We start from the raw sequence: 16762 nt of genomic DNA, 5'->3' as shown, positions 1-16762 counted from the left end.
AGTACTTTTGTTTCGGCAAAAGTACCCAAAACCATTGTCATCCACAAAACTCGTTCACTACCGTCAAATTATCCAAAGTATCGCAAAAACATTTTTGATTAGAAGTAGCCCTGTCTCAAACACTTGCGGATGACGTTACCGCGTATCATTCTTTTATTTGAATCAAATTGCGCTTCTAATGTTACTGCGTAACATCAGTATTTAAGTTGATTTCTGACTTTAATTATTTCCCCTACTTATTCAGCTTTAATCGGAAAATAAAAATCCACCCAAAAAGGATAATGTTTTCCAGAGCGATGAATATTTTTCAATTCGAGTTGATCGCCGAGTTTAATTTGAATGTTATTCGACTCATATCGCCCAGACAAATAGGCATCTTTACGTTGCCCTACTAAGCTGGAACAATATTTCTGATGGCTTTGAATTTTCACCGATTTAAAAGCGGCTTTTGCCTTTTGAATTTTAATTCCAATCAGCAACATGGGCGAGCTATCATTTTTGATTTGTGTATATTGAGTTTTTGGTTCAGCAAATTTGCTACTTGAAATAACGATAACCTGCATTAAACATTCAATTTTATTTTCAGCAAAAACCTGACCCGACAGCAAAGCAATCACTGTACTCATCAAGTATTTTAATTTTATTGATTTCATTTAAATATTTTTTACTTATTTTTAAGATTTAAAAAAGCCATATGATTGATCTAACCATATGGCTTTTTGAAGTGAATTCGATTAAACGAAACGAATGGGCTTGAACTCAGGTTCTTCCACATGCGAGTCGCAATGCTCATCTTCTTCTTTGGTCCCGCGGTCGATATAACCACTACGCTCATCTTCTGGCAAATGTTTAATTTCCCATGCATACACCGCTTGCATACAAATTTGACGTTGTTCTTGAGTCAGCGCTACGCCATTTGGCCATTTACCAATTTCAATTGCCGTTTTTAATCGACCAACAATTTCAGGATCGAGTACGGCAAGCATCTGTTCAATATTCATAATTAATCCTGCTTTAATGAGTCAAAATCTTGGTTCCAGCCTAGCTTGGTACGACATGCCATATAGAAGTCATAACCAGGTGGATGTAATAAGTTGAGCTTAAATGGATGTTTGCGGATATGTAAACTATCGCCTACACCCAATGATACACTGTGTTGACCATCGGCACTGACCATTGGTAGAACACGATTTTCACGAATCAAAATTTTAATTTCGCTTTGTCCGCCGACGACAATCGGCCGTGACGACAAAGTATGTGGATGCATTGGCACTAAGGCAATCGCATCCATACTTGGGTGGACAATCGGACCACCACCAGATAATGCATAAGCTGTAGAGCCGGTTGGTGTCGAAACAATTAAACCGTCACTGTGTTGGCGGTATACATATTGCCCATCAATATTCAGTTCAAAGTCGATCATGTGTACCGATTTACCCGAGTGCAGCACAATATCATTTAAAGCTACAGCATCATAAATCGACTCGCCTTTCGAGCGAATTTCCATTTCCAACAAGAAACGTCGGTCTAGCTGAAACTCACCTTTGAGCACTTGATCTAACTTGAAAATCACTTCTGTCGGTTTGATATCGGTCAGGAAGCCCAAACGACCACGGTTCACCCCAATCACAGGGGTATTATATTTCACCAAGGCACGTGCGGCATGAAGCAATGAACCATCACCGCCGACAACGATCACCAAATCGACAACTTCACCCAATAAATTACGGCTGACCGTCTGAGTATTATTGTAGGGAACCAGCTGCGCTGTTTGCGTATCAAATACAGGATGTAATCCCAAACTCAAAATATGATCGTGGATCAAACATAGGGTTTCGATCACTGATGATTTGTCTGGACGACCAATCAACCCAATGTTTCGAAATGATTTATGTGAAATTTGCACCTGCGCTTTTGCTCCGCTTCGCCTCATTGGTATCATATCACTAACAGAAATGATTTAAAAAAACTTTAAAGTTTCGACTTTAGTGAAGTAGCTTCCAATATTTTGCATACATATAACAGTTTAAATATTGCAAAATACTGAAAAGCTTCGCATGATTAGCAAAATTTCTCAGGGTATTATCACTATTTATGAAGTCTGAACGTGGCATAGGCATAATTGCACTGATTTTTTCGCTGTTGATTATCGGCGGATTTCTCGTGTTCAGCATTTATCTTATTCGTCTAGATAATATTGTACGGGATAAATTCGAAGGTCAACGTTGGGACATTCCAGCCAAGGTATTTGCTCGTCCTTTAGAAATTTATACCAATGCGCCTGTAAGCCAAGCAGACCTCAACCAAGAACTGAAACTTTTGGGCTATAACGCTCAAGATAGCTATGCGAAAACAGGGAGTTACGTTACTTCTGGCAATGTGACCTATATCCATACGCGTGGTTTTGACTTTGGTGATAGTGTCGACCCTGAACAAGTCCTTAAAGTGACCTTTGGTGAAGATCAAATCACTGAAGTAAGTGCGACTAAACCTTCAAGTAGTGGTATTGCCCGTTTAGAGCCGATGTTAATTGGTGGTATTTATCCTCAGCACAATGAAGACCGTGTGCTGATTAAACTCGATAAAGTACCTAAGCCTTTAATCCAAGCTTTAATTGCTACAGAAGACCGTAATTTCTATCAGCATCATGGTATTTCCATTCGTGGTACAGCACGTGCCATCGTGAGTAATGTCACAGGTGGTAAACGTCAAGGTGGTTCAACCCTCACTCAGCAATTGGTGAAAAATTTCTATTTATCGCCTGAGAGAACCATTAAGCGTAAGGCCAATGAAGCCTTAATGGCGATGCTGATTGAACTTCACTATGACAAAGATGAAATTCTTGAAGCTTATTTAAACGAAGTGAACTTAGGGCAAAACGGTAACTATTCCATCAATGGTTATGGTTTAGCTTCACAATTCTATTTTGGTTTACCGCTGCGTGAACTAAATATTGCTCAGCAGGCGTATTTAGTCGGTTTGGTTCAAGGTCCGACCCTATATAATCCGTGGAAAAACCCTGAAAGTGCGATTAAACGCCGTAATATTGTGTTAAACAATATGGTGGTGATGGGCTATTTAACTCAGGAACAATATGAAACTGAGTCTGCACGTCCATTAAATGTCATTACAAAACCAACATTGGGCCCTTCTCGCTTCCCAGACTATATGGATATCGTGCGTCGTCAACTGCGTACTGAATACCAAGAAAGCGATTTGACCAATCAAGGTCTGCGTATTTTCACCGCGATGGACCCGATTGCACAAACTCGTGTACAAACTGCATTTAAAGAATCTGTGGCACGTTTAAGCAATGCCAATCCAGCACGCTTGAAAGAATTACAAGGCGCGGTACTGGTGTCTCATCCTGAAAATGGTGAATTGGTTTCAGCAGTGGGTTCAACGCAGGACTTTACTGGCTTTAACCGTACGATGGATGCTAAACGTCAAGTTGGTTCATTGCTAAAACCTGTGATTTACCTCAGTGCGATAGAATCCAACCGCTATAACTGGGCGAGTCAAATCGAAGACAGTCCTATCAGCATTCAAAGTGATGGCAAAGCTTGGACACCAAAAAACTATAGTGGTGGTGCACATGGTGTCGTACCAATGGTCGATGCCCTATCAAACTCTTATAACCTCTCTGCGGTACGCTTAGGTCAAGAGTTCGGTATGTCGACTTTTATTAACCATCTGAAAAAGTTTGGTGTGACTTCTAATATTCCAAGCTACCCTTCGATTTACCTCGGTGCTATCGATATGTCACCGATGGAAGTGATGAGTGTGTATGGCAACTTTGCAACCGGTGGCTTCAAATATCCAGTGAAAGCTATTCGTTCAGTGGTCGATGCCAATGGTCGTTTATTAGATCGTTATAGCTTAACGGTACAACCGACTATTGCACCTGATGCAGCCTTTATCTTGAACTATGGTTTACAACAAGTGATGAGTTCAGGGACAGGCCGTTCGGCTTATGCATCATTACCAGCTTCACTCAAACTTGCAGGTAAATCAGGGACAACCAATGATACGCGTGACTCATGGTTTGCAGGTTATTCAGGTAATTACTTAAGTGTGGTTTGGTTAGGTTTAGACAACAACAAAGTTACAGGCTTAACTGGTTCGTCAGGAGCACTTCCTGTTTGGACCAATGTCATGAAGCAGTTACGTCAAAAACCAGTTAATTTACGTCAACCAGACAGCGTACAGTGGCATTGGTTAGACCGTTATTCAGGTAATTTATCTGCACAGCATTGTACAGGTGCGATGTATATTCCTCTGTCGCGTAACTCTATTCCAAATCAGGCTACGGCATGTGGTTCGACACAATATGAAGTAGAACCTTACACAGTTGATACTGAAGAGACGCAGCCAACTCAGGAACAAAATGATAGTTTAGGTGACTACATTCGTGAAAGTGATGTCGATAATGATCAGGGGACATCTGATCAACCTCGCATCATCTCAAGTGGAGAGTATTCAAATTAAACTGCAAAAGATTAAAGTTTTAAAAACGTTCAGTATTCTGAGCGTTTTGACGATCATTTTGGCAGGTTGCCAAACCATGATCGAACCTGAGCAAAAGCCGACTGCTCCACCTGAAAAAAAGGCAGATATCCATGACCCTTCTGGGGTCATTATTACACCATATGACCATCCAGAAATTAAGCGTCAACGCATCGTTATCCCTGAGCAGAAAACCCAAATTCAAAAGTTTGATGATGGTCGTGACTTACCTGCATTCAAAAAATTGATGCAAACTACGCAAACCGCTTATGCCAATGGAAAATGGAATGAAGCTGAAAGTGCTGCAACTCAAGCACAGCGTTTGGCACCACAATCTGCGGAAACTTTTTTATATTTGGCAATGATCGCCAATCGAAAAAGTCAGCCTGCGAATGCAGAATCGTTGGCACTGCGTGGATTAAGCTATGCTCAAACCAAGCCGATGAAACAACAGCTTTGGAATGTTGTTTTAAAAGCCGGTCAAATGCAAAAGAAAAGCAGCACCATTCAAAAAGCACAACAAGCCATTAAAGCTCTTTAAGCACCCCGTAAAAAAGCTTGATCTTAATTGAGATCAGGCTTTTTTATTTAAAACATACTAAAAGTAAGCTTATTTCCAATAGTTACTTTAAGTCTAAAATATCGACTTTAAATACAAATTTAATTCAATACACACTTTAATTTAAAAATTGCGAATACCTGCCACCCCATAAGCATGATGCTGCTGTGCAATAGGTAGCAATTCAGGACGCATGCCACCTAAAGCAAAAACAGGGATTTCTATGCCTCGTGCAATCTCAGAAAAATGCGCCCATCCCATACCTTGCGCCTCTGGATGACTTTGTGTCGCCAGAACTGGGCTCATAAAAATAGCCTCACAGCCAATTTTTTGCGCATGCAGTGCAGAAACTTGATCATGACAAGCGGCGATATAGCGCTTCCCAAGCTGTAAATCACCTTTATTTTTTTTCAGCAATTGGTGCTGCTTAAGATGTAAAGCCGAAATATGTGCTTGCACCTCTGTAGAGAGTAATGACCATAGATCTTCATTAATTATCAATTGCTTTAAAATCACGGTAGGTAATTGATTTAATGCCTCTGCATTTTCTGCGCTGGCATCGACTCGCCAATAATACAACAGCGTCTCTTGAAGCGTTTCAAATGTTGGTAGATCGGCGGTGATTTTGATCTGTTGCTGCCAATATAAGCGCTGCAAAATAGCTTGATTGGCCTTTGGAAAATTCAAACTCATGAGTTGTTGACGTGAATACCAGGCCCATGGCTTTTGGATTTCATTCAGCAACGCATGCGGGACTGTGGCATGAAATAAATGTAATTTCACAATAACATCATCGTATTCATGTTGAATAAAATCAAAAGCATGCCAGTCATGTAAACCAATTCCAACCTCTTCAAAAATTTCACGACGACACGCTTGTTCAGGACTTTCACCCTGCTCGACTTTACCGCCCGGAAACTCATGTTTATTGCCCTGATGTTGTTTTGCTTCACGCCAACCCACCAGTACTTTGTCTTGATGCAATAAAATCGCAATGGCGACATCGATTTGCGGTTTAGACATAGTTCCCTGCTCTCTACTCTGTTCCAATTGATTTCCAAGTGTAAGCAAATTTATCTTTTTTATAAAATCCTAAAATTACCGTTGACAGGCCTATTCGATAATGATTATCATTTAAACCATTCAGAAATACACCACGGAGTCGACGGAATGAACGCACCATTTAGCCTTTTTACTCGTAGCAATGAAGCACACCACTCACTGCCAATGCTACATTCAAACAACCTTTTTGCCTTAGGACGTGAAATTCGCATTATGCATGCAGGTGAAGAATATCGACTACGTTTAACACGAAATAATCGCCTTATTTTGACCAAATAATTTCTGATAAAAATAATAATTATCAGCGCAATAAAAATAATCGTGGACACAAGCAGTAAGCCATTCGCTTACTGCTTTTTAAGTTTTGTGCTTAGTTAAATTAAGTTTTATAGCTACTCAAACTTAATTTAAATCGCAACACTCATCTTCCTCTCACAACACTCTTTCGCTAAATTCCTTAGAGCAAATCGTGTTTTTAACGGATTGGAAAAGTGAGTTGTACCTTTAAGCCACCCAGTTCAGATGCATCCACATTTAAATGGCCTTGATGTAACTGTACAATTTTTTGGGCAATTGAAATACCTAAACCTGAACCTTGCGTCTTCGTTCCCAATACACGGTAAAATCGCTCGCCAATGCGTTGCAATTCTGCGACTGTCAGTCCCGCACCTTGATTTTCAATCGTCCAAACCGCCTGCTGTGCTGTTACCGTTAAATCAATCTTGACCTGTCCTTGCTCAGGACTATAGCGAATTGCGTTATCGACTAAATTGCGTAGACAGCTAAACATCAACTCTGTGTTCATCGCAAACTGTACAGACTGGGTCTGTAGCTTCAATTCGATCTGCTTTTCTTCAATAAAAGGCTGTAAAGCATCAAGGACTTGTAAACTCAGCTGTTCTAAGTCGTTCTGTTTTTTATCTAATTGCTCCGATTGCGTCGGGTCGAGCCGCGCCAAAATCAGTAGATTTTCCAACACGCGCGTTCCTCGATTAACATCGTGCTGTATGCTCAATAAATCCTGCTGAATGTCGGGATATTTTCGTTTTAATACCTGAAGTCGCATTTGAATCGCAGACAGCGGTGAGCGTAATTCATGTGAGGCATCGGAGGTAAAACGCTGTTCCGCCTCTAAGGCTTGATCTAATCGGCTTAATAAAAAATTCAGCTGTGTTTGGATCGGCTCTAGTTCTTGTAATACAGGTTCAGCTAAGACGATGGCTTGTAAGTCATCTACATTTTTTTCAGCGATTTGTTTTGAAAATAGCTGTAAAACTTTCAATTGACGTTTAATCAAAATATGTAGTAATAGCCATTGGATCAACCAGACAATCAACAGAATCCCTGCATAGCCTAGTACGCTTTGCAGCGTTTCTCTCAGCCGTGTTTTCATCGGTTGAACGATTTGTACGCATAATCCATCGTCCTGAAGTGCATAGCTACGCCAAAGCGCGCCGTCTCTCCATTGATAATGTAATCCTTGTTTTATATTGGACTGATGTTCAAATGCTGTATGTTGTTCCGACGTGGTTAAGACTTGCGACCCTTGTATGAGTTGATATTGCATATCAAACTCTTCACTCAACTCATCTATTTGTTCGTCTTGCTTCAGCGTGAGATCAGTAGCAGTGAGCATGTCAGCCACTTCGTCCATCAGGGCATCATGTACACTCATGATGTGATACAGACCAAATCCCAACATCAGACACAGAGAGATTGCTCCCGCCCAAATTGCACTGAGCAGTGAAGTTTTAATCAGTTGCGACTGCAAGGAAATGCTTTTTTTATCACTCATAGACTTAACTTTGTTGAGGAAGATTCATGCGATAACCCAAGCCCCTTAAGGTTTTAATGTAATCACTGCCAATCTTCTTACGCAATTGGTAAATAAAAACTTCGATCGCATTACTTTCCACTTCATCGCCCCATGCATAGAGCGATTCTTCGAGTTGGCTACGCGTCATAATATGCTCAGGATTCAACATCATCTTATGCAAAATTTGATATTCACGCGATGTCAGCGTAATCAATTCCGCATTTTTACGCAGCGTTTTGGCTAGTACATCTAAACTTAAATCCCCGAAAGTCAGAGAATTATCACGCTGCTGATGATGCAAACGTAATTGGGCACGTACCCTTGCTGACAACTCTTCCAAGCTAAAGGGTTTTACCAAATAATCATGAGCACCCAGATCTAAACCTTCAACACGATCTGCAATACTGTCACGAGCAGTAATGAATAAAACTGGTGTAAGCGGATGCAACTGTACGATACGTTTTAAAATTTCATCACCAGTTACTTTTGGTAAGCCACGATCTAAAAGTATGCAATCATATTGATGTTGTTCTAAAGCCAAAATAGCGTGATCGCCTCGCTCAACCCAATCGACACTGTAGCCATCCATTTCAAGCCATGTTTTTATACTGTCTGCTTGGGATGCATCATCTTCTGCCAATAAAATTCGCATCTTACCTACCCTATTTCTATGGTTCCGACTTTAGTGTATCGAACTTTTGCTCATATCTACTCATATCATAAAAAAACCACAGCTTGCTGTGGTTTTTTTCATGGCGCAGCACTGTATTGAATGACAGGCTAAATTAAAATTTTACTTGATCGACATCCACTTCAACACGTTTTGTTGGTTTGTAATCAATGTCGATTCCTCCAATGAGCGTTACCGGTGTTTTAGCTGAAATCGCTTTGCCTTGCCAAAGTTCATCATCAATATCCACTGTAATGCTGCCTGTGCTATCGCGGAACTGATATTTTTCATCGCCCATCGATTTCACAACATAACCTTTCAATTGAACTTTACTATCATCTTTTAAGCCTAAGGCATGTTTCACAGATGTGGTTTTCATCGGTGCAACTGCTGTTTGATTAACGGCTGTATTCGCGACTGCAACCGATGCCACACCTGCAAATGCTAAACCACATACCAATTGAGTGAATGTTTTCATCTTCGGTCTCTCTTACTGTGTCTATTTCGATAGCGCTATTTAAACAAACCAAGATGAGTCGAATCTTAAGCTGCAAAGACGTTTTTATTTACTTTGATCGAACCATTAGTTGAGCGGCACGACACGCAGGACTTCTTCTAAAGTGGTTACCCCTGCAAGTACTTTACGCGCACCGGCAATTCGTAATGGCTCGACATGCTCTTTACGAGCCTGTGTACGTAGTTGGGTTAGATCTGCATTGGCACCAATCAATTGCTTGGTTTCAATACTGAGCGGCATAAATTCATAAATCCCCACACGGCCTTTATAACCCGTTTGACGGCATTCATCACAGCCCACCGCCTCGTAGACAAAATCAGGCATTTGAATCGCATATTCAAAGGTCAGATGTTTCCACTCTTGTTCATTGATAAAAGTCTCACGCTTACAATGTGGACAGAGTTGACGAACTAGACGTTGTGCCAAAACCCCTAATATGGTCGCTGCGGTTAAAAAAGGCTGAATACCTAGGTCATGTAATCGCGTCAAACTCGATGGTGCATCATTGGTATGTAAAGTTGAAAGCACCAAATGACCTGTTAATGCAGCTTGGATCGCCATATTTGCCGTATCATGATCTCGTATCTCCCCGACCATGATAATGTCAGGGTCTTGACGCATTAAAGCCCGTACACCATCAGCAAAGCCCAGATCAATCCCTGTATTCACCTGCATTTGGTTAAAGCTTGGCTCTAACATCTCAATCGGGTCTTCAATGGTGCAGACATTCACTTCTTCAGTTGCTAATTGTTTGAGTGATGAATAAAGCGTGGTGGTCTTACCTGAACCTGTCGGACCAGTCACTAAAATAATACCGTGACTATGACTGGTTAAGGCCTTCCAATCATCCAGCAGACGCCCTTCAAAACCGAGCTGTTGGAAGCTACGTACCAAGACTTCAGGGTCAAAAATACGCATAACCAACTTTTCACCAAAAGCTGTTGGCAACGTCGATAAACGTAGCTCTGTTTCTTGGCCTTTGGGTGTACGGGTTTTTAAACGTCCATCTTGCGGCTTACGCTTTTCCGCCACATTCATCCGACCTAAGATCTTAATTCGCGAGACCACGGCTGTCAGGGTATTTGCGGGCATGTTGTAGATGGTATGTAATACCCCATCGATACGAAAACGCACCTTTCCTGTATCTTTACGCGGCTCGAGGTGAATATCACTTGCACCTTGTTCGAAGGCAAACTGTAAGACCCAATCCACAAGCTTCACAATATGCTGATCATTGGCATCTGGATTTTGTGTATCACCTAATTGTAATAGTGCTTCAACGCCTTTATTTTCACGGTCATAACTCGATGATTTTTGCGAATTACTGACCGCACGACTCACTTGGTAATATTCAACCAAGTAACGCTGTAGTTGGTCTGGACTGAGTAATACACGCTGAATCTTGCGTGGTAATACCGTTCTCTCTAAATTGGCAATCCATTCATTTTTATAAGGTTGATCCGTTGCAATCAGCACATGCTCATTTTGTAATTCAACCGCTAAAATGCGATTTCGTACTGCAAATTCCTGAGACATAATGGCTGTCAAAGCAGGCACATCAGCTTTTAGAGGATCGATAATATAAAACGGTACTCCAGACTTTTCTGCCAACCATTGGCAAAGTCTATTCAATGTTAAGGTAGACTGCGGATGACTCTGATCGACTAAATTAAAATTGGCAATCCATTGTAAAGGATGCCATTTCAACTGCTCACGCTGACGGTGCGTGGTTTGAATCAGTATTTTGTCCCGTTCAGTAATACGTCCATCTTTTTGTAATTGGTCTAAACACCAAGAAGTGTCAATTTCAAAATTAAAAGTCATTGTTCTATGTTCCCCAAACATAAAACTACTATAGCAAGTTTTTTACATCGGATTAGATAAATTGGGCACAGCAGGTGTGTAATTAACTAGATCACACAACATTAGTATAAGATTAAAAGCGTGAATTTATTGCTCAATTCATGTTGCTTGGCTGCTCATACTGATATCAATAGCAACAAATGCAGTTAAATTTAATAATGACTCAGATTCATTAGAATAAATAAACCTATTAACATTTATTCAAATAAAAATTTCATTTATTACATTATTTTTACAATAAGATCACCCTGATTAAATATTTGTATATCAAAAAAAGAGGGAAAAACAATGCAACTTAAAAGCCTGAGCCTTTCAATCCTTACAGCAATGGCATTAATTGGCTGTGGCGGCGGAGGTGGAAGTTCAAGTGAATCTTCCGCAAATAATAATTCGAATACACCTGAAGAAAATAAAGATTTTCAGCAATGGGGATTTTTTGAAATTAATGGTGGCTATAATGATGATGCTTTAACGTTGAATTATTCAGTCGGTACGATTGATCAAGGAAAAATCTACGACCAAAATAATTTTGAAATGGATAATGATCTAACCATCACTCAAAATGGCATCTATCAAGACTTTGGGCCCAAGGATTCTAAATATGGCTATTTGGTTGGTACTGGCTCATTTAAGGACTTAGTACTTACTCATCAGCACTACTCACCTATCGGTTCCACAGGTTTAGTCTTTACTTCGACCTACAAAAAAATTGATTTAAGCGGTAAAAATGTCTTAGCCACACTTGAGCCTGAACATCAATGGGATCTTAGCAATAAACCTACAGTAAACTTTGGCACAGTCCGTAATACCTATTACAACCGTGTTAAAGACCTGACATTCCCAGCAGGCGCTTACTGTATGCAGCAGTTGACCTACTCTAATAACCAAGAAAATCTGCTTACTTACAGCAATGGCGATGAGAAACAATATTTTGATGATTATGCTGCGCAATATAGTCAAAATGCTCAAAGCAGAATCTTTAAGAAAACTTATAAAGATACTGTAGCGTACCTGTATTCTTCTGAAGGAACTGATGCAGATGCAACCTACGGCTATGCAGAATATAAAGGACAATATTACGAAGTAGAACGTCATCCTAAAGGGTTGCAGTACAGCCTTGCAGATGAAATTCAAAATGAAAAGGATAATCTTCCATCAACTTTAACTGATGTAGATCGAAAACTTGCCATTCAACGTATTGAAAGCCAAAATAATTTATGTACTTGGTATAACGATACAGCTAGTACATTTATTCAAAACAATATGAAACCGTAGATCAGCATTGAAGCTATAAAAAAGGAGCTAAATTAGCTCCTTTTTTATTAAGATATTTCAATAATCAGAATTTGTAGATCACAGACCTGAAATTTTACATTCAATCCACCAAATAACATGCCATACACACGTTCATCATCATGCTGATAGGCAGGACGTGGATCTAAACTCAATACCTGCTCAAGTTCAGCCTTTAATTGCTCGGTTAGATTGCCATTATTCAAAAATACCTGTTTTTGTTGCTCAGCGTGCTCTGACCAAATCACAGATTTTCGTTCTGGCTCATCCTGCGCATAACCGCTTTGCGCATCCATAACTGCATCTGAATATTGAATATAGGGTTTGATATCTAAAATTGGTGTTCCATCCAACAAATCACTACCGACCACATAGACACGTACCGATTTACCGATTTTTTCCACCCCTTTGAGTTGCACAACCGACAAACCCATAGGTGACGGTCGGTACATACTCCGTGTCGCAAATACTCCGATTTTTTGATTACCACCTAAACGAGGTGGGCGAACTTGCGGACGAAATTTTGTCGAATCTGCATTTTTATTTTCATGAAACTGCCAAATCAACCAAAGATGACTAAAATCTTCAATCCCCTCAAAAGCCAATAAATCGTTATAAGGTTCTACCATTTCAATATAAGATTCGACCTGCACTAAATTCGGCTGACGTGGAATACCAAATTTTTCTCGGTAGGGAGATTTCATATACCCGATAATTGGCATTTTAAGCTCAGACATAATCACTTTTTCTGATAAGTTCAATTAAATATATTCAGTTTATCGAGAATGATTTTAGATTAGAATAGTAAGCTGTTCTAATTTGATAATTTTATTGAGACCTTTAATGGCTGCTTTTAACGTCGAAAAGATTACTCACGTCCACCATTGGAATGACACTTTATTCTCTTTTAAAACCACTCGCGATACAGCGTTACGTTTTAAAAACGGTCAATTTGTGATGATCGGCCTTGAAGTAAATGGTAAGCCTTTAATGCGCGCTTATTCTATTGCAAGCGCAAACTATGAAGAAGAATTAGAGTTTTTCTCTATTAAAGTTCCAGATGGTCCTTTAACGTCTATTTTACAAAAAGTAAAAGTTGGCGATGAAATTTTAGTATCTAAAAAACCTACAGGTACGTTGGTTCTAGATGACTTAAACCCTGGTAAAAACTTATACCTACTTTCTTCAGGTACAGGTCTTGCACCGTTCCTTTCAGTGATTCGTGACCCTGAAACTTACGAACGTTTTGAAAAAATCATCGTTGTACATGGTACTCGTTTCATTTCGGAATTGGCTTATCAAGATTTAATCTTAGATGAAATTCCTAACCACGAATTCTTTGGTGAATTAGGCGCGAAAGAAAAATTGGTTTACTACCCTACAGTAACCCGTGAAGAATTCCATACTCAAGGCCGTGTAACTACTGCCATTGAATCTGGTCAACTTTTCGAAAAAATTGGTCTTCCTCGTTTCAACCCTGAAACTGACCGCGCAATGCTTTGCGGTAGCCCTGCTTTCCTTGACGACGTTGCTGCACTACTTGACCAGCACGGTCTTAAAGAATCACCTAAAATGGGTGTGCTCGGTGACTACGTGATCGAACGTGCATTCGTTGAAAAATAAGATTTCTTATTATTTCCAATAATATTGGATCAAAAAACCGAGCTATTTAGCTCGGTTTTTTATTGCTATCATCACGAAAAAATTAACGTCCACGGCCTTCTTGGTTTGCAGAACCTGAACAACCTGCGCCCCCCCCAATAATAAAACCTCTTTCCGCCTTACATGAACCGATCATACGACCATGTGAGTCAAATGTAGTAACCGTCGATGCACAACCCGTCAGTACAACCGTTGCTACTAATGCAATAAGTGCTGATAATTTCACAATATTTCCCCTCTATTATTTACGGTGCTAAATTAATCTGATTTTGACTTGGTGGTACTGGTAATAGTCCAGTCTTGGCATCCACTGTATTGTAATTCACACCAATCGCATTGCCTGAGCCACCACAATGGGCACTGGCAGTCGAAAGTAAACCACGTGTTGCTTTACATGATCCAATCACCTGACCAGTTGCATCATAGGTCACAACTTTCGAGCTACACCCAGTAATTAACAACACAGCACCTACGACTAAAAATTTAATTATTTTCACTACACCCTCTGCTAAAAATCTCTAAAATATCCAGTTTATTTTTAGAAATTACTTACATTACTTATACTTAATTTAAATTCTATCAAAATGTTTTTATTTGTAAAGAAATAAATATTATGTGAATTTAAAAATATATTAGACCTCTTGCATAAATCATTTTTTATCCAACTCCATATTGTAAACCCCAGCAATTAAATTGAATCGTAATCCCAGTCTTTTATCTCTATTTCGATAACGCTCAGCCAAAATTTTAAAGGTTTTAAGGCAACCAAATATGTGCTCAATCCCAATTCTTCTTTTGTTGATCTCTTGGTTATAAATTTTAAGTTCAGGATCTAACTTACAGTGACGTTTAGCTTTTGATAGCAACAGACTATTCACATATACAACATAAATTCTGAACCGTACCGGGTTTGTCGGAGACTCAGTATTCTGAGAGAATGTTCCGATGACCAAATTAAAATATACCCCTGAAATCAGAGAAAGAGCGGTTCAATTATTGATTGAATCTGAAAAAGATTATCCTTCTACTTGGGCTGCAATCACAGCAATTGCGCCTAAGATCGGTTGTACTCCTGAAACACTACGTGTTTGGTATCAAAAATACTTAGATCAACAAAATCCCGCCAAAGTACAACAGATATCTGATCAAGAAAAAATGAAGCAAATGGAACGTGAAATTAAAGAATTAAAACGTGCCAATGAAATTCTACGTAAAGCAGCCGCTTTTTTCGCCCAGGCGGAGCTCGACCGCCCATACAAATCATGGTGGATTTTATCCATAACAATAAAGATCGATATGGTGTTGATGCGATTTGTAGGATTTTACCGATCGCAGCTTCAACCTATTACCGAACTTTAGATCTCGCTGACAATCCAGAACATCGAGCGAAACGAGATCTACATGATGAGCATCATGCTGAACAAATTAAACGAATTTGGAAGGAAAGTTCAGGTCGATATGGTGTACGTAAGGTCTGGCAACAACTGAAACGTGAAGGCTATGTGATTGCACGTTGTACAGTTGCTCGATTGATGCAAAAGCTAGGTATACAAGGTGTTTGGCGTGGTAAGAATAAACAAACCACCCGTAACCGAGATGACCAAAAACGGGCAGATGATTTAGTGAAACGTAATTTTAATGCTGATTATCCAAACCAACTATTGGTGGGTGACTTTACGTATATTCAAACTCATTCAGGCTGGGTATATACCGCATTTGTTATTGACGTGTTCTCACGAGCAATTGTTGGATGGAAAGTATCTACACGGATGAATACAGATATGGTGCTCGATGCATTGGAGCAAGCATTGCACGATCGAGGCATGCCAAAGAATGTGATTCATCATTCCGACAGAGGTGTGCAATATCTTTCTATTCGCTATACCAATCGTTTAGAAGCAGCAAATTTAAGAGCATCAGTCGGTACGACTGGTGATTCATACGATAATGCTTTGGCTGAAACAGTGAATGGCTTATACAAAATAGAGGTGATTGAATATTTAAAAGCAGATTGGCAAGGTTTAGCAGATGTACAGCTTGCGACACTAAACTGGGTAGATTGGTTCAACAAAAAGCGTGTACACAGTGCACTGGGTTATGTATCGCCTTTTGAGTTTGAAGCAATGTACTATGATAAGATTAACCCGTTAGGTCACGTGGCCTAACTTAAATAAAAATGTCTCCGACAAACCCGGTACGGTTCAAAACAAGGGGAGAAGCCAAAGCAGATATTACAAAATACATAGAGCTATTTTATAATCAGAAGAGAATCTAGAAAGGACTGAGTTTTAAGACACCAAATCAAATGGCAGAGGACTTTTACGTGTACTAGCTCAAACCTGATCTGACAGTTACCCATTTTTTATTGTGTCTGTCAGGTTAAATTTGAGCTAAATTCTTCTCAGCCCAAATCCGTTTTCCATCAAGTAAAGTTTCAAGTGGTGTACGACCACAGCACATTTTTCCTTGATGAGTCCGTTCAGTATTATAGAATTTCAGCCAATCGTCTAGATCAACTTGTAATTCTTCCAATGAGCTATAAAGCTTCTTCCTAAACGTAATTTGATAGAACTCCTGCAAAATCGTCTTATGGAAACGCTCACATATACCATTGGTTTGCGGGGAAGCTGCTTTTGTCTTCGTGTGATCAATATCATTGACTGCCAGATACAATTCATAGTCATGTTGTTCTACCTTACCGCAATACTCAGTACCTCTGTCTGTGAGGATGCGAAGCATTGGTAAGTCCTGAGATTGATAGAATGGCAACACACGATCATTGAGTAAATCAGCCGCTGTAATCGGTGTTTTTGT

Annotated in this window: 19 protein-coding genes and 1 other annotated feature; of the genes, 6 read left to right on the top strand and 13 right to left on the bottom strand. The window is 39.8% G+C overall.

The genetic code is table 11. From position 1 onward, the window contains the following. Positions 1-236: 236 nt before the first annotated feature. The 3 genes from FTT85_RS10415 to FTT85_RS10405 all read right to left on the bottom strand — a co-directional run bounded on the left by FTT85_RS10415 (position 237) and on the right by FTT85_RS10405 (position 1942). Entirely contained in the window at positions 237-653 is a 417-nt protein-coding gene (locus FTT85_RS10415) for a hypothetical protein (protein WP_180183498.1), read from the bottom strand. Between the two features lie 81 nt (positions 654-734). Further along, the gene (locus FTT85_RS10410; protein WP_078189099.1) at positions 735-1001 is read right to left on the bottom strand and encodes a YeaC family protein; all 267 of its coding nucleotides are present in this window, start codon (positions 999-1001) and stop codon (positions 735-737) included. A 2-nt stretch (positions 1002-1003) separates the two neighbouring features. Beyond that, complete coding sequence (locus FTT85_RS10405) at positions 1004-1942, bottom strand: NAD(+) kinase (protein WP_078189100.1); 939 nt, start codon at positions 1940-1942, stop codon at positions 1004-1006. 152 nt (positions 1943-2094) lie between these two features. Between FTT85_RS10405 and mrcB the strand changes: the two genes are divergently transcribed. After that, on the top strand, positions 2095-4488 hold the full coding sequence (gene mrcB / locus FTT85_RS10400) for a penicillin-binding protein 1B (RefSeq protein WP_180183497.1): 2394 nt from the start codon (positions 2095-2097) through the stop codon (positions 4486-4488). 76 nt (positions 4489-4564) lie between these two features. Then, complete coding sequence (locus tag FTT85_RS10395) at positions 4565-5047, top strand: tetratricopeptide repeat protein (protein WP_180183512.1); 483 nt, start codon at positions 4565-4567, stop codon at positions 5045-5047. A 141-nt stretch (positions 5048-5188) separates the two neighbouring features. Here the strand turns inward: FTT85_RS10395 and FTT85_RS10390 are convergent, their stop codons facing one another. After that, entirely contained in the window at positions 5189-6088 is a 900-nt protein-coding gene (locus FTT85_RS10390; RefSeq protein WP_180183496.1) for an NUDIX domain-containing protein, read from the bottom strand. Positions 6089-6235: 147 nt separating this feature from the next. Here FTT85_RS10390 and hemP point away from each other — a divergent pair, with 147 nt between their 5' ends. Continuing rightward, positions 6236-6406 carry a hemin uptake protein HemP gene (gene hemP / locus FTT85_RS10385; RefSeq protein ID WP_078189103.1) on the top strand — a complete coding sequence of 57 codons (171 nt, stop codon included), beginning with the start codon at positions 6236-6238 and terminating at the stop codon, positions 6404-6406. Between the two features lie 196 nt (positions 6407-6602). On the opposite strand, the gene FTT85_RS10380 is transcribed toward hemP, so the two are convergent. The 4 genes from FTT85_RS10380 to FTT85_RS10365 all read right to left on the bottom strand — a co-directional run bounded on the left by FTT85_RS10380 (position 6603) and on the right by FTT85_RS10365 (position 10954). After that, positions 6603-7922, bottom strand: coding sequence for a HAMP domain-containing sensor histidine kinase (locus FTT85_RS10380; protein WP_180183495.1), 1320 nt, complete (start codon positions 7920-7922; stop codon positions 6603-6605). Between the two features lie 4 nt (positions 7923-7926). Then, entirely contained in the window at positions 7927-8595 is a 669-nt protein-coding gene (locus FTT85_RS10375; protein ID WP_180183494.1) for a response regulator transcription factor, read from the bottom strand. A 133-nt stretch (positions 8596-8728) separates the two neighbouring features. After that, positions 8729-9091, bottom strand: a complete 363-nt coding sequence (locus FTT85_RS10370) for a NirD/YgiW/YdeI family stress tolerance protein (protein ID WP_180183493.1) — start codon at positions 9089-9091, stop codon at positions 8729-8731. A gap of 105 nt (positions 9092-9196) precedes the next feature. Continuing rightward, on the bottom strand, positions 9197-10954 hold the full coding sequence (locus FTT85_RS10365; RefSeq protein WP_180027311.1) for a GspE/PulE family protein: 1758 nt from the start codon (positions 10952-10954) through the stop codon (positions 9197-9199). A gap of 327 nt (positions 10955-11281) precedes the next feature. Between FTT85_RS10365 and FTT85_RS10360 the strand changes: the two genes are divergently transcribed. Beyond that, a complete protein-coding gene (locus FTT85_RS10360; protein WP_180183492.1) occupies positions 11282-12268 on the top strand; it encodes a hypothetical protein in 987 nt (328 codons plus the stop codon). Positions 12269-12315: 47 nt separating this feature from the next. Here FTT85_RS10360 and tsaA read toward each other — a convergent pair whose 3' ends face one another. Further along, the gene (gene tsaA / locus FTT85_RS10355; RefSeq protein ID WP_180183491.1) at positions 12316-13023 is read right to left on the bottom strand and encodes a tRNA (N6-threonylcarbamoyladenosine(37)-N6)-methyltransferase TrmO; all 708 of its coding nucleotides are present in this window, start codon (positions 13021-13023) and stop codon (positions 12316-12318) included. A 106-nt stretch (positions 13024-13129) separates the two neighbouring features. Between tsaA and FTT85_RS10350 the strand changes: the two genes are divergently transcribed. Beyond that, positions 13130-13909 (top strand): ferredoxin--NADP reductase, encoded by a 780-nt coding sequence (locus FTT85_RS10350; RefSeq protein WP_078189109.1) that lies wholly within the window; start codon positions 13130-13132, stop codon positions 13907-13909. 82 nt (positions 13910-13991) lie between these two features. On the opposite strand, the gene FTT85_RS10345 is transcribed toward FTT85_RS10350, so the two are convergent. The 3 genes from FTT85_RS10345 to FTT85_RS18725 form a co-directional block, all read right to left on the bottom strand. Next, on the bottom strand, positions 13992-14174 hold the full coding sequence (locus FTT85_RS10345) for a hypothetical protein (protein ID WP_180005252.1): 183 nt from the start codon (positions 14172-14174) through the stop codon (positions 13992-13994). Between the two features lie 19 nt (positions 14175-14193). Beyond that, complete coding sequence (locus FTT85_RS10340) at positions 14194-14445, bottom strand: hypothetical protein (protein WP_180010878.1); 252 nt, start codon at positions 14443-14445, stop codon at positions 14194-14196. Between the two features lie 153 nt (positions 14446-14598). Then, positions 14599-14826: a transposase gene (locus FTT85_RS18725; protein WP_257245643.1), complete on the bottom strand. Its 228-nt coding sequence runs from the start codon at positions 14824-14826 to the stop codon at positions 14599-14601. Between the two features lie 67 nt (positions 14827-14893). Here FTT85_RS18725 and FTT85_RS10330 point away from each other — a divergent pair. Next, positions 14894-16113 (top strand): IS3 family transposase gene (locus FTT85_RS10330; protein WP_180183490.1). Its coding sequence is split into 2 segments (ribosomal slippage): positions 14894-15170 and positions 15170-16113, totalling 1221 coding nucleotides; the frame shifts between segments, so codons are not numbered across the junction. Then, positions 15169-15285, top strand: a sequence feature (AL1L pseudoknot). Its footprint overlaps the gene before it by 117 nt. Before the next feature lie 214 nt (positions 16114-16327). Here the strand turns inward: FTT85_RS10330 and FTT85_RS10325 are convergent. Continuing rightward, positions 16328-16762, bottom strand: a 435-nt coding sequence (locus FTT85_RS10325) for an integrase core domain-containing protein (protein ID WP_180183489.1), incomplete at its 5' end; no start/stop codon positions are given.

Origin of the sequence: Acinetobacter sp. YH01020 (assembly GCF_013420275.1) — a bacterium.
GTDB classification, from domain to species: domain Bacteria; phylum Pseudomonadota; class Gammaproteobacteria; order Pseudomonadales; family Moraxellaceae; genus Acinetobacter; species Acinetobacter amyesii.
This window is presented reverse-complemented; position numbering and strand designations above follow the sequence as displayed.

Coding starts and splice junctions, on each gene's coding strand:
- FTT85_RS10415 (WP_180183498.1), bottom strand. CDS start 653: ATGAAATCAATAAAATTAAAATACTTGATGAGTACAGTGATTGCTTTG.
- FTT85_RS10410 (WP_078189099.1), bottom strand. CDS start 1,001: ATGAATATTGAACAGATGCTTGCCGTACTCGATCCTGAAATTGTTGGT.
- FTT85_RS10405 (WP_078189100.1), bottom strand. CDS start 1,942: ATGATACCAATGAGGCGAAGCGGAGCAAAAGCGCAGGTGCAAATTTCA.
- mrcB (WP_180183497.1), top strand. CDS start 2,095: ATGAAGTCTGAACGTGGCATAGGCATAATTGCACTGATTTTTTCGCTG.
- FTT85_RS10395 (WP_180183512.1), top strand. CDS start 4,565: ATGATCGAACCTGAGCAAAAGCCGACTGCTCCACCTGAAAAAAAGGCA.
- FTT85_RS10390 (WP_180183496.1), bottom strand. CDS start 6,088: ATGTCTAAACCGCAAATCGATGTCGCCATTGCGATTTTATTGCATCAA.
- hemP (WP_078189103.1), top strand. CDS start 6,236: ATGAACGCACCATTTAGCCTTTTTACTCGTAGCAATGAAGCACACCAC.
- FTT85_RS10380 (WP_180183495.1), bottom strand. CDS start 7,922: ATGAGTGATAAAAAAAGCATTTCCTTGCAGTCGCAACTGATTAAAACT.
- FTT85_RS10375 (WP_180183494.1), bottom strand. CDS start 8,595: ATGCGAATTTTATTGGCAGAAGATGATGCATCCCAAGCAGACAGTATA.
- FTT85_RS10370 (WP_180183493.1), bottom strand. CDS start 9,091: ATGAAAACATTCACTCAATTGGTATGTGGTTTAGCATTTGCAGGTGTG.
- FTT85_RS10365 (WP_180027311.1), bottom strand. CDS start 10,954: ATGACTTTTAATTTTGAAATTGACACTTCTTGGTGTTTAGACCAATTA.
- FTT85_RS10360 (WP_180183492.1), top strand. CDS start 11,282: ATGCAACTTAAAAGCCTGAGCCTTTCAATCCTTACAGCAATGGCATTA.
- tsaA (WP_180183491.1), bottom strand. CDS start 13,023: ATGTCTGAGCTTAAAATGCCAATTATCGGGTATATGAAATCTCCCTAC.
- FTT85_RS10350 (WP_078189109.1), top strand. CDS start 13,130: ATGGCTGCTTTTAACGTCGAAAAGATTACTCACGTCCACCATTGGAAT.